This window comes from Eubacterium sp. 14-2, from assembly GCF_000403845.2.
In the GTDB taxonomy this organism is placed as follows: Bacteria; Bacillota; Clostridia; order Lachnospirales; family Lachnospiraceae; genus Petralouisia.
Genome location: NZ_KE159567.1, coordinates 1,263,108 through 1,276,613 on the forward strand (window position 1 = coordinate 1,263,108; position 13,506 = coordinate 1,276,613).

Below are 13,506 nucleotides of genomic sequence, written 5' to 3' on the forward strand. Positions count from 1 at the left end.
AACATGAAATATATAATTGGTACGAGAGGTTCCAGGCTGGCTCTTACCCAGGCGGAATATGTATGCAAAAAACTGAGAGAATCTTACCCGCAGGAGGAATTTGAAATCCAGGTGGTTAAGACCAGAGGCGATTTGATCCTTGACAAACCCCTCCATGAGATCGGGGACAGAGGGGTGTTTGTAAGGGAAATTGAGGAAAAACTGCTCTCCGGGGAAATCCACCTTGGAGTACACAGCATGAAAGATATGCCGGCCAGGCCTGCGTCCGGTCTGGCATTTACCAGAGCATGGAAACGGGAGGATCCCAGAGATGTGCTGATTCTGCGCGAAAAAAGCTCACTGGAGGAGCTGCCCCAGGGAGCAGTGATTGGAACGGGCAGCAAACGAAGGGAATTCCAGTTAAAACGTCTGCGGCCGGATTTGAACATTGTGGGCATCCGGGGAAATGTGGACACCCGGCTCCAAAAAATGGAAGAAGAAAAACTGGACGGGATTGTTCTGGCAGCCGCCGGGCTGCACCGGTTGTCCATGCAGGATAAAATCACACAGTATCTGGAACCGGAGGAGATGATACCGGCTCCTGCCCAGGGAATTCTTGCTCTGGAAATTCGGGAAGGGGAAGAAAAGCTGAAGGCCATGCTGGACGCCCTCAGCCATGAAGAGACTGCAGCGGCAGCGTTGGGAGAACGCAGTTTTCTTCAGGAAATGGGGGCCAGCTGCCACCTTCCGGTAGGAGCTGTTCTGAGAAAAGAAGGGGAAGAAATGTTCTGTTTAAGGGCCATGTTCGGGAATGAAAGCGGAAGCCGGCAGGCTTACGCGTCCGTATCCGGCAGGGAACCGGAGGAGCTGGCCCGTGAGGCAGCCAGAGAAATACGCAGCCAGCTTGCAGGAACAGTGGTTCTGGTGGGAGCCGGTCCTGGGGATCCGGGACTGATTACGGTAAAAGGTCTGCAGGAAATCCGGGAAGCCGACTGTATAGTCTATGACAGGCTGGCTGCGCCGGAACTGCTGGAAGAAGCGAAAGCCGGCTGTGAAAAGATTTATGTGGGAAAAGCCAGCAGCAACCACACCATGAAACAGGGGGAGATTAACCGGCTTCTGGTACAGAAAAGCATGGAATATGAGAAAACTGTCCGTTTGAAAGGCGGAGATGTGTATGTATTCGGCCGGGGCGGGGAAGAAGGAATGTTTCTGAGAGCCCATGGGGTGCCTTTTCAGGTGGTGCCTGGAATCAGTTCCTGTATTGCAGGGCCGGCTTACGGCGGAATTCCCATCACCCACCGGGGAAAAGCGCTGGGCTTCCATGTGGTGACTGCCCATGACAGGAATGATGAGCTGGCAGACATCAATTTTCAGGCAATGGCAGACAGTAAGGAAACCTGTGTGTTCCTGATGGGACTGAGCAAGGTGGGAGAAATTGCCGGGAAATTAAAAGAAGCCGGAATGGCAGGCAGCACCCAGATTGCCGTAATTTCCCAGGCCACCACTCCGGAGCAGAGAACATGCGTTTCGGATTTGGACCATATTGCAGAAAAAGTAATCCGGGAAGGTTTGATTTCCCCTGCGCTGATTGTGGTGGGAGAAGTGGTTTCTCTGCGGGAAGAACTGAATTTTCTGGAGAACCGTCCCCTGTCCGGAAAACGGTATCTGGTGCCGAAAATCGGAGAAAAACCCACCCGGCTGAAAAAACTGCTGGAAAACCAGGGAGCTTCTGTGGATGAGGTACAGGTGGGGGTAATTGAACATGTGAAGCCGACCTTTGTTTTACAGAACCTTAAAGAGGGAGACTGGCTGCTGTTCACCAGCAAAAACGGTGTGGAAGCATTTTTTCAAAATTTCCGGCAGCAGAGGCTGGATGTAAGAAGTCTTGCAGGCTGTAAAGTGGCCGCTATCGGCAAAAAGACAGCGGAGCTGCTGGGCTCTTACGGAATCTGTCCGGATCTGATACCGGAAGAATTTAACAGCGATGCTCTTGGGGAAACGCTGCGGAATCATCTGACCGGAACGGAATGTATCTGGTATCTGAAAGGGGGCAATGCAGGCAGTCATCTGAAAGAGGCCCTGGCAGACTGCTGCAGGTTTGAAGAAGTGGTGGTATATGAAAACCGTTCCACAGCACCGGAGCCGGGGCTGCTGCAGTCCGTGGAGAAATATGACGGTGTGGCTTTTACCTGCGCTTCTTCCGCAAAACGGTTTATGGAAGCGCTGGGCACAGACCGGAATCTGTGCAGAGTGTACAGTATTGGTCCAAAGACCACAGCTTTCCTGAAATCGAAAGGTGTGGAACAGGTGTGGGAGGCCGGGCAGTCCACCTATGAAGGGCTGACAGAATGCATTTGCAGATCGTGACAGGCCGGTGAACCATGAAGCGCATATACATACAGAGAATGAAAGCTACAGAGAGGACAGGAATATGAGAAAAGCAGTGTTTTTTGATATTGACGGAACCATCTGGGATCAGAAACAGCGTATACCGGACAGCACAAGAGAGGCCTTCCGGCTCATGAAGGAGCAGGGCCACTACCTGTTTATCAGCAGCGGAAGAACCAGGATTTTTATACCTGACGAACCCTTAAAGCCTCTGGGATTTGACGGAATCCTGGCAGGGTGCGGTACCTATGGAGAGTTCCAGGGAGAAGAGAAATTTTATTACAGAATCCCGTCGGAAAATATTCAGCATATCAATGAATTTCTGCGGCAGATGGAGGCGGCCTATGTGCTGGAGGGGCGCCATCTGATTTATCTGGATATGGAGCGGTTTCCGGAGGATTCTCCTTTTCCCAGGGGGCTGCAGGGAACGCTGGGCGAAAAGCTGGTGCGGGTTACCGGAAATGAAAGCAGCCTGGAGGTGAGCAAATTCTGCGTAAATTATTTAAAGGAGCGGGAGCGTCAGAAAGAGCTGGAACAGGAAATCGGCAAAGACTATACGATTATCCACCGGGGCGGAGATTTTATGGAAATTGTGCCCAAAGGCTACAGTAAAGCTACAGGAATCCGGGAAATCTGTAAGATTCTGGGAGTTGCCCATGAAGATACCTATTCTTTCGGAGACAGCACCAATGATCTGGATATGCTGGAATATACCGCCCATTCCATTGCCATGGGAGACGGAATGCAGCAGGCAAAAGATGCGGCGGAATATGTAACCGCAGCCCTTTGGGAAGACGGAATCTACCAGGGCTGCAAACATTATGGGCTGATATAGGATACAGCCCATAATGTTTTGAAAGAAATCCATTATTCGTTTTTGTATATTATACTGTTACCGTGAACACTTCTGATTTTGTTTTAATCTTTCTTTCACAGGAGACATTCTTCCTGTATTTTTCCCATATACCATGAAATATGATACTTTTGAACTAAAATTATACAAATAGGGTAATCCAATTACCGTGAATATATACAAAATCAGAACCTGAAATTAGGACAAATTGATGGAATTATAAAAAACACTTGATGTTTCTGAATCAGGTGCTATAATATACTCAAGAATTGGATTATCCAATAAATAATAAAATAACATAAAATCAGTAATAAAAGAAAAATAAAGTATAAATAAGGGATAAATTCATACATTGGATTACCCAATATAAAGAAAGGAGGAAGTGTTTTGTTATTATTGGAATTTGTACTTGCGATGCTGCCGATTATCTGGCTGATCGCAGCCATCAGCGGCCTGAAAATGGCCGGACACAGAGCATGTGTCATTGCACTTTTTATCACAGCAGCTCTGGCAGGCGGATACTGGGGGTTGAGTATCCTGTGCATTTCAACAGCGGCTCTGGAAGGTATTTTGAATGCATTGTGGCCTGTCTGCCTGGTGATTGTGGCGGCTCTGTTTACCTACAATCTGACATTGAAAACCGGGGCCATGGAACTTGTTAAGAAAATGCTGGCGGGGGTTTCCGGAGACAAACGAGTTCTGGCGCTGATTATCGGGTGGGGATTTGGAAATTTCATGGAAGGCATGGCCGGATTTGGAACAGCAGTTGCCATTCCCGCCTCCATGCTGGCGGCCATCGGGCTTGACCCCATGAGTGCAGTTTTGGGCTGTCTGGTGGTGAATTCCACGCCTACCGCTTTTGGTTCAGTGGGAGTTCCCACAGTGACGCTGGCAGCAGTGACAGGTACGGACCTGATTTCACTGGCGGGAAGCATTGTAAACATACAGTTTCTTCTGACTTTTATCTCTCCGTTTCTGATGGTCTGCATTTGCGGAAAAGGAATAAAAGCATTAAAGGGCATGATTCCCACCACACTGACCGCAGCAATATCCTTTACAGTACCCTGGTTTCTGACCGCACATTTTGTCGGCCCGGAGCTGCCTGACATTATTGGATCTATCTGCTCCATGGGATGTATCATTGCAGCCGCAAAGATTTTTAACAGAGAGCCGGAGGAAGAATACGCCATTCAGGTTTCTGAAACAGCGGGAGAGAAAGATTCTGTGGGAGTGGCGCAGGGACTGAAGGCCTGGAGTTCCTTTCTTCTGATTTTCCTGTTCCTGATGGTGACGTCGCCCCTGTGTCCGCCCATACATCATGCCATTGCAGGCGTTAAGAGTACAGTCGCGGTGTATGCGGGAGAAGGAGGAACTGCTCTTACCTTCAACTGGATTAATACGCCGGGAGTCATGATATTCCTTGCGGCTGTCATGGGAGGAGCCATACAGGGAGCCGGCCCGAAAGACATGGCGGAGGTTTTTCTTCATACTCTGAAAAAATACTGGAAAACCATACTGACGATCTGCGCTGTGATGGCTACTGCAAAAATCATGAGTTACAGCGGAATGATTTCTGATATAGCGAAGTTTTTAGTGGCTGTAACCGGATCCTTTTATCCGCTGGCAGCGCCGCTGATTGGAGCGCTGGGTGCATTTGTAACAGGCTCCGGAACTTCCACCTGTGTGTTGTTCGGAGGACTGCAGAGTGAGACAGCGGCAGCCCTTGACCTGAATCCCACCTGGATGGCAGCGGCAAACGTGATGGGCGCCGGCATCGGGAAGATGATTTGTCCCCAGGGAATTGCCATTGGAGTGGGAGCCATCGGACAGGCAGGATCCGAAAGCAGGATTTTGAGTAAAGTATTTCGATATTTTCTTTTGTATGCGGTTCTGGCGGGCATGATCTGTTATGCCGGGTCTTTGCTGGGATTTTAATGAGAAAGTAAACTGGTTTCTGAATACAGCAGGAAAAATAAAATTTTCAAGGAGGTAACAACATGTACAATCAACTGACACCTGAAATCGTGGAACAGATGAAAGCAGTCACTGATTATGTCTTCCAGGGAGAAGATATCAATCCGGATTATGCCAGAGATGAAATGCCCATATATGGGACGCATATGCCGGATGTGGCAGTTCAGCCCCGTTCCACAGAAGAAGTAGCGGGAATTATGAAAATCTGTTATGAGAACAACATCCCTGTAACACCCAGAGGAGCAGGCACCGGCCTTGCGGGAGGAGCAGTGCCTCTGTACGGAGGGGTACTTATGGATATCTCCAAAATGAATAAGATTAAATCTTATGATATGGAAAACTTTGTGGTGGAAATTGAAGCAGGGGTGCTTTTGAACGACCTTGCGGAAGACTGTCAGGGAAAAGGGATGCTGTATCCCCCGGATCCCGGAGAAAAATTCGCATGTGTGGGCGGAAATGTGGCTACCAATGCAGGCGGTATGCGTGCGGTAAAATACGGAGCAACCCGTGATTATGTGCGGGCCATGACGGTTGTACTTCCCACAGGTGAGATCACCCGCCTGGGAGCCACTGTATCCAAGACATCATCCGGCTATTCTCTGCTGAATCTGATGATTGGTTCTGAGGGAACCCTGGGTATTATCACAGAACTGACTTTGAAAATTATACCTGCGCCCAGGGTGGCAGCTTCCCTGATTATCCCCTTTGAAGATCTGTATTCTGCGCTGGCAACGGTTCCAAAATTTAAAATGGCTCATATGGACCCGCAGGCCATTGAGTTTATGGAGCGGGAAATCGTGCTGGCTTCCGAGCGATACATTGGAAAATCCGTATTTCCTCAGGAACTGGACGGAACAGAAATCGGCGCGTACCTTCTGGTAACACTGGATGGAAATTCAGAGGAAGAGGTGGATGCTCTGGTGGAACAGGCAGCGGAGCTGGTACTGGAAGAGGGAGCCATTGACGTACTGGTGGCAGATACTCCCTCAAAAATGAAGGACGCATGGGCCGCACGTTCTTCTTTCCTGGAAGCAATTATGGAAGAGACGAAGCTGCTGGATGAATGCGACGTGGTAGTCCCGGTAAATAAAATTGCCGATTACCTGGAATTTGTCAATAAAACAGGGGAAGAATGCGGGCTGACCATTAAATCTTTCGGCCATGCAGGAGACGGAAACCTTCATATTTACCAGTGCTCCAACGATCTGGAGGAAGAAGAATTTAAGAGCCGTGTGGATAAATTCTTTGACATTATATATAAGGAAGCAACAGACTGCGGCGGGCTTGTTTCCGGCGAACACGGCATTGGTTCCGGCAAGGTGAAATATCTTGTAGACTCCGTGGGAGAAACCAATATGGCGATTATGGAAGGAATCAAGCGTGTATTCGATCCGAAGATGATTCTGAATCCGGGAAAAGTATGTTATAAATTGTAAAATGAGGAGGAAGCATTATGAATATTTGTGTTTGCATGAAACAGGTACCTGATACGAACGAAATCAGGGTAGATCCTGAAACTCACACCCTGATCCGCAAAGGTGTTCCCAGTATTGTGAATCCCTTTGATACCTATGCCCAGGAAGTGGGCGTGAGGCTGAAAGAACAGATGGGCGGAAAACTGATTGTGATATCCATGGGGCCGGAACAGGCGAAAGAGGCCATTAAATCCTGTCTTGCAGTGGGGGCAGACGACGGATATCTGATTTCCAGCAGAAATTTTGGCGGTTCTGACACCCTTGCCACCAGTTACATCCTTTCTGAGGCAATTAAGGCAATAGAAGAAAAAGAAGGACTGAAATTCGATTTAATCCTCTGCGGAAAACAGGCAACAGATGGAGATACCGCTCAGGTAGGGCCTGAAATTGCGGAACATCTGAATCTGCCTCAGATTACATATGCACTGGATATTCTGGAAAAAGACGGAGAAATCCAGGTAAAACGGGAATATGACGCAGGTTATGACATGATATCCACCAGGCTTCCGGCAGTGGTAACGGTTGTGAAACTGCCCTATGAACCCCGTTATCCCACCATCAAAAGCAAAATGGCTGCCAAGAAAAAAGAAATTCAGGTGCTGACGGAAGAAGATATTCCATCCATCAGACTGGAACTGTGCGGATTAAAGGGCTCTCCCACAAGAGTGAAAAAGACCTATACGCCGGTCAGGGAAAAATCAGGCGTAAAGCTGGCAGGCATGGAAGCGGCAGATGCGGCAAATGAAGTGGTAAAATTGCTGGAAGAAGCAAAACTTTTATAAGGAGGGGCCGGATATGAGCAATCTGAATGATTATAAAAATATATGGGTGTTCATCGAGACAGAATGCGGAAAAGCAAAAAATGTGGGATATGAACTTTTGAATGTGGCAAAACCGCTGGCAGACCAGAAAGGATGCCCGCTGGTGGCGGTAGTCATTGGCAAAGATATTGAAGGCGTGGCAAAAGACGCCATCTGCTATGGCGCAGATTCTGCCATTATCGTAGACGGGCCGGAATATGAATATTACACCACAGATGCCTTTACAAAGGCAATGGTTACTCTGGTGGAAAAATATAAACCGGAAACACTGATGATTGGCGCCACCAACAATGGCCGGGATATGGGGCCTAGGGTATCCTGCCGCCTGCAGACAGGTCTGACTGCAGACTGTACCGGTATTGACGTTGATGAAGAAACCGGAAATATAGCTTGGACACGTCCCACATTCGGAGGTAATCTGATGGCGACGATTATGTGTCCGGAGCACCGTCCTCAGATGGGAACGGTAAGGCCCGGCGTGTTTAAAAAGGGCGCTTATGAGGAAGGGCGTACCGGTGAAATTGTAAAGGAAGAGATTCATGTGGCTCCGGAAGAAATCCGTACTACTCTGGTAGAGCGTGTCAGCGAGATTGCAGAAGCTGTCAATCTGGAGGAAGCTGAGATTATCGTATCCGGCGGCCGGGGCGTGGGTTCCGCAGAGAATTTCAGGCTGCTGGAGGAGCTGGCGGCAGAGCTGGGGGCAACCCTTGGGTGCAGCAGAGCGGTGGTAGACGCAGGCTGGATGCCGCATGCACACCAGGTAGGACAGTCTGGTAAGACGGTGGCTCCCAAACTCTATTTTGCAGTGGGCATTTCCGGGGCAATCCAGCATCTGGCAGGAATTTCCGGTTCCGACACTGTAATTGCAGTAAACAAAGATGAAGACGCACCGATTTTTGATGTGGCAGATTATGGAATTGTTGGAAATCTGAATGAAGTTGTGCCGGCCCTGACTGCGGCATTTAAAGCACGGAAAGCATAAATTACGGAACATACAAACAATGTTTTGTGCACACGAAGCAGAAGAAATCAGAAAAATGTGGAGGATAAGTTATGGATTTTAAAAGTGATGAATTACACCAGGATATTCTGGATATGGTACATGAGTTTGCAGTAAATGAAGTAAAGCCTCTGGCGGCAGAAATTGATAAAACAGAAGAATTTCCCATGGAAAATGTAAAGAAAATGGCGGAGATGGGGCTTCTGGGCATTCCTTTTCCGGAAGAGTACGGCGGAGCAGGCATGGACACCCTGGCCTATATCCAGACCGTGGAAGAACTGAGCAAATACTGCGGCACCACGGGAGTTATCGTGTCTGCTCATACTTCGCTCTGCTGTACCCCCATTTATCAGTTCGGAACCGAGGAGCAGAAGCAGAAATATCTGCCGAAATTATGTTCCGGTGAATGGATTGGCGCATTCGCACTGACAGAAGCAAACGCAGGAACAGACGCTTCCGGACAGAAAACGGTTGCTGTGGACAAAGGCGACCACTGGGTGCTGAACGGCTCTAAGATTTTCATTACAAATGCAGGAGTGGCGGATGTGTTTTTTGTGCTGGCCATGACAGACAAATCCCAGGGCACCAAAGGAATTTCCGCATTTATCGTTGAAAAGGGATTTCCGGGATTTTCCATTGGAAAACTGGAAGACAAAATGGGGATCCGCGCGTCTTCCACCTGCGAACTGATTTTCGAGGACTGTATTGTTCCAAAGGAAAATCTGGTGGGAGAACCGGGCAAAGGCTTTAAATATGCCATGATGACTCTGGACGGCGGACGTGTGGGCATTGCGGCTCAGGCTCTTGGTATTGCAGAAGGCGCCATTGAAGAAACTGTAAAATATGTGCAGGAACGTACACAGTTTGGCCGGCGTATTTCCCAGTTCCAGAATACCCAGTTTGAGCTGGCACAGATGCAGGCAAACACCGAAGCAGCAAAACTTCTTGTATATCAGGCGGCATGTGCCAAAGATGACCATGAGCCGTTTTCTCATAAGGCAGCTATGGCAAAACTGGTGGCTTCCAGAAATGCTTCTGATGTAACGCGCCGCTGTCTGCAGCTTTACGGTGGATATGGATATACAAAAGATTATCCCATTGAGCGTATGATGCGTGACGCAAAAATTACAGAGATTTACGAAGGTACATCCGAAGTGCAGATGATGGTAATTGCCGGATGGATGGGCGTAAAATAGAGGTGAATTTTATGGATATGAGACTTCCATTTTCCAGAGAAGGTATGATGCTTCATCTGGATGATAACCTGGATTATGAGATTCTGGAATCCTCCATTGAATCCATGCCAGAGACAGATAAAACAGAGGATGAAATTGTTCTGGACGCCATGGCTCATCCCATCGGTTCTCCGAAGCTCTCCGAGCTTTCCAGAGGAAAGCAGAAGGCAGTCATCATCTGTTCTGACCATACCAGGCCGGTGCCGAGCAGACATATCATACCCTTTATGCTGAAGGAAATCAGAGAAGGGAACCCTCAGGCGGACATTACCTTACTGATTGCAACAGGGTTCCACCGGGCTACCACCAGGGAAGAACTGGTGGGCAAGTTTGGGGAAGAAATTGTGGACCAGGAGAAAATTGTCATTCATGACAGTCAGAACATGGACGATATGGTAAATCTGGGCACGCTTCCGTCCGGTGCACCTCTGCTGATTAATAAAATAGCGGCAGAAGCCGATCTGCTGGTGAGCGAAGGCTTTATTGAAACACACTTTTTTGCAGGATTTTCCGGCGGGCGCAAAAGCGTTCTGCCCGGTGTATCCAGTGCGGTTACAGTTCTTGGAAACCACTGTTCCGCATTTATAGATTCTCCGTACAGCCGCACAGGCGTACTGGAAAATAATCCTGTTCACAGGGATATGATTGCTGCCAGCAGGATGGCAGACCAGAAGTACATTGTCAACGTCATTATTGACGCAGACAAAAATATTGTACATGCGGTGGCCGGTGATGCAATTGAGGCACATGCAGCCGGCTGCCGGTTCCTCCGTCAGTATTGTCAGGTAACCCCTGAAAAGGCCGCAGATATTGCCATTTCCACAAACGGCGGTTATCCTCTGGACCAGAATATGTATCAGTCTGTAAAAGGAATGACAGCCGCAGAGGCAGCTTCCGGAGAAGACGGCATTATCATCATGGTATCCAGCTGCGGAGACGGTCATGGGGGCGAAGGATTTTATCAGGCATTGAAAAACTGTGAAAGTCCTGGAAGCCTGATGGAAGAAATTCTGAAAGTTCCGCAGGATCAGACAAAACCGGATCAGTGGGAATATCAGATTCAGAGCCGGATTTTAATGCGTCACAGAGTGATTTATGTGATGTGTGAACAATACCGGGCCATGGCAGAGGAAATGGGCTTTGAGACAGCTGCTGATGTGAATGAGGCGCTGGCAAAGGCCCTGGAAGAAAAAGGGAAAGACGCCCATATTACAGTGATTCCGGATGGAGTATCTGTAATGGTTCATATGTAACGTGTCAGAGGTGATAATTTGCCGGAAGGCAGATTATCTGTACTTATACATACAACATATTTCACTTTGGACCCGGCAGGTCGGCAACAGGCCAACCTGCCGGGTTCTTTTTCTTCTATAGGAAATTCCTCTGGATTTCCTATAGAAGAAAAAAACAATGATGCGCAGTTCGCGGGATTGATGTTTATTGCTGCGCAATCCGCTCGCGCGCGGAGAATGCGCATAGCGCATTCTTTTTTATCTTACAGGACGCCGGAATCTCTGTGAAGAAATTCTGTCTGAGGGGTCTTCCAAAGCCCGGACAGGAATAAACTGGTAAAGGAGGAATGAATAGAGGAGGAATGCAGGCATGACCATTAACAGAGATTATGTATCCACGCAAAATACATATGAAAATGAAAATCGTCCAAAATATATTGTGATTCATGAAACGGACAACTATGCGAAAGGAGCAGATGCCCGCCGCCATGCTTCAGCGCAGGCCGCCGGACATTTAAGCACGTCCGTGCATTATTATGCGGGTTCAGACGGTGTCTGTCAGGCTGCAGAACATAAGGACGGTACATTTTCCATAGGAGTGGAATACAATGCTTCTCATGCGGTGAAGGATGCAGATAACAGAAATACCATCAATATTGAAATCTGTGTAAACAGCGACGGAGATTATGGGAAAGCCCGTGAAAACGCCATTGCACTGGTCAGAGAGCTGCTGAGGGACACGGATATTCCGGTGGAGAGAGTCATCCGTCATTTTGACGCCAGAGGAAAATACTGTCCCAGAAAGATGATGGACAGTCCCGGACTGTGGACAGATTTTCAGAATCAGATCGGACGGAAAGAACCGGAGGATGATTCCGGGACGTCCCAGGGGGAACATGAGCCGGCAGAAATATGGTATCGGGTGGGTTCCGGCTGGAAGAACGGTATCTGCCAGAATCAGACGGGCGCTTACCACAACAGAGAATTTGCCGTTGCAGACTGCAGGCCGGGCCAGTATGTTTATGATGAAGAAGGGAACATAGTCTATTCCGGCGATGACCGGAACGGACAGGATTTTACCTATACCCAGAAGCAGTTTATTCGGGATGTGCAGAAAACCACCGGTTCTGTACCAGATGGTATTGCCGGGGACGAGACCATTGGCAATACCCTGACGGTTTCCAGAAGCGATAATAAATATCATCCGGTGGTGACTTCTCTGGAACGGAGGATGAAGGCTCTGAATTATTACAGAGGAGCCATTGAGGAGGACAGCGGAGAACGTCCTCATTTTGGAAAAGGAATGGAAGAAGCCGTGAATTCTTATCAGAAAAAAGTTCTGGGTTATAAAAATCCGGATGGAGAGATTACCGGTAAGAAAAAGACCTGGGAATCTCTTTTGGGAATGCTGTAGCAGATTTTAACAGAATGTACCATAAAAAGCACAAAGTATACCGGAAAGTATACCGAAAATAATTTTTATGTCGTATAATGTAACATAATCTTACTGATAAAAAATAGGAAAGGGGTACAGTCTGTGTATCTGATAGCGCTCTGTGATGATGAGACAGAAGAATTAAATAAGACAGAACAGATGTTGAACAGTTATAAAAGGGAGCATCCGGAAATAAATTTCAAAACAGAGCATTTTGGAAGTGCAGATGAACTGCTCCATATGGTTCGGAATGAGAATTATGTTCCGGATCTGATGCTGATGGACATTTATATGCCCGAAAAACCGGGAATTGAAGCAGCAAAAGAACTGCGCGATATGGGAAACGGAAGCAGAATTGTGTTTCTTACCACCTCCAGGGAACATGCCCTTGAAGCATTTGGTGTGAATGCGGCACAGTATCTGGTGAAACCTGTCACAGAGGAGATATTGTTTCCGATTCTGGACAGGATTTTCGGGGAAGTGGAGGAAGACCGCAGGAAATATCTGATTCTGCGGATTGATGGAAAAATGCAGCGTGTGGCTTTAAATAATATTGTCTACTTTGAGGCCCAGCGGAAGAATCAGTGTCTGCAGTTTGCGGACGGCAGCAGCTGCCTGCTGCATATGACCCTGACAGAGATTTATGATATGCTTTCCGGATATCAGGAATTTGTAAGGGTGGGAGTTGCCTATATTATGAATCTGGAGCATGTGGACAGTATGAATGCTCAGGAAATTTTTCTGAGCATCGGAAAGAATATTCACCTGCCGCGAGGGGCATACAAAACGTTAAAAGAGCAGTATTTTCGCTATTATTGTGAGGGGAAAACGGAAATTTGCTGAATGGCAGGCCATCAGCAGCCAGAACGGCAGATTAAAGTACAGAAAGAAAACAGCAGCGGCACAGGAAGATCCGAAAGGCTTCCTGTGCCCTTTTGTTCTTCTATAGGAAATTCCTCCGGATTTCCTATAGAAGAAAAGACAATTATCACACTGCGGCGGGAAAGAAATATGTCGCTAAAGCGACCCGCCGCAGGCGGAGAATCCTGCAAAGCAGGATTCTTTGTTCTTCTACAGGAAGACCCTGTCACGATAAAGCGCAAAGTGTCTT

Annotated in this window: 10 protein-coding genes; all 10 read left to right on the top strand. The window is 48.0% G+C overall.

Annotated elements, in window-relative coordinates:
• The first annotated feature begins 3 nt into the window (after window positions 1-3).
• The gene (gene hemC, locus C805_RS12995) at window positions 4-2,349 is read left to right on the top strand and encodes a hydroxymethylbilane synthase (protein ID WP_016214322.1); all 2,346 of its coding nucleotides are present in this window, start codon (window positions 4-6) and stop codon (window positions 2,347-2,349) included.
• Window positions 2,350-2,413: 64 nt separating this feature from the next.
• Window positions 2,414-3,205, top strand: coding sequence for a Cof-type HAD-IIB family hydrolase (locus tag C805_RS13000; RefSeq protein WP_016214323.1), 792 nt, complete (start codon window positions 2,414-2,416; stop codon window positions 3,203-3,205).
• Window positions 3,206-3,610: 405 nt separating this feature from the next.
• A complete protein-coding gene (locus C805_RS13005; protein WP_016214324.1) occupies window positions 3,611-5,158 on the top strand; it encodes an L-lactate permease in 1,548 nt (515 codons plus the stop codon).
• A 62-nt stretch (window positions 5,159-5,220) separates the two neighbouring features.
• Entirely contained in the window at window positions 5,221-6,633 is a 1,413-nt protein-coding gene (locus C805_RS13010; protein ID WP_016214325.1) for an FAD-binding oxidoreductase, read from the top strand.
• A gap of 17 nt (window positions 6,634-6,650) precedes the next feature.
• Window positions 6,651-7,454 (top strand): electron transfer flavoprotein subunit beta/FixA family protein, encoded by an 804-nt coding sequence (locus tag C805_RS13015; protein ID WP_016214326.1) that lies wholly within the window; start codon window positions 6,651-6,653, stop codon window positions 7,452-7,454.
• 13 nt (window positions 7,455-7,467) lie between these two features.
• Entirely contained in the window at window positions 7,468-8,475 is a 1,008-nt protein-coding gene (locus C805_RS13020) for an electron transfer flavoprotein subunit alpha/FixB family protein (RefSeq protein WP_016214327.1), read from the top strand.
• A 71-nt stretch (window positions 8,476-8,546) separates the two neighbouring features.
• Entirely contained in the window at window positions 8,547-9,689 is a 1,143-nt protein-coding gene (locus tag C805_RS13025) for an acyl-CoA dehydrogenase (RefSeq protein WP_016214328.1), read from the top strand.
• Window positions 9,690-9,700: 11 nt separating this feature from the next.
• On the top strand, window positions 9,701-10,981 hold the full coding sequence (gene larA / locus C805_RS13030; protein ID WP_016214329.1) for a nickel-dependent lactate racemase: 1,281 nt from the start codon (window positions 9,701-9,703) through the stop codon (window positions 10,979-10,981).
• Between the two features lie 349 nt (window positions 10,982-11,330).
• Window positions 11,331-12,374 (top strand): peptidoglycan recognition protein family protein, encoded by a 1,044-nt coding sequence (locus tag C805_RS25175; protein ID WP_016214330.1) that lies wholly within the window; start codon window positions 11,331-11,333, stop codon window positions 12,372-12,374.
• Between the two features lie 123 nt (window positions 12,375-12,497).
• Entirely contained in the window at window positions 12,498-13,238 is a 741-nt protein-coding gene (locus C805_RS13035; protein ID WP_016214331.1) for a LytR/AlgR family response regulator transcription factor, read from the top strand.
• Window positions 13,239-13,506: the final 268 nt, after the last annotated feature.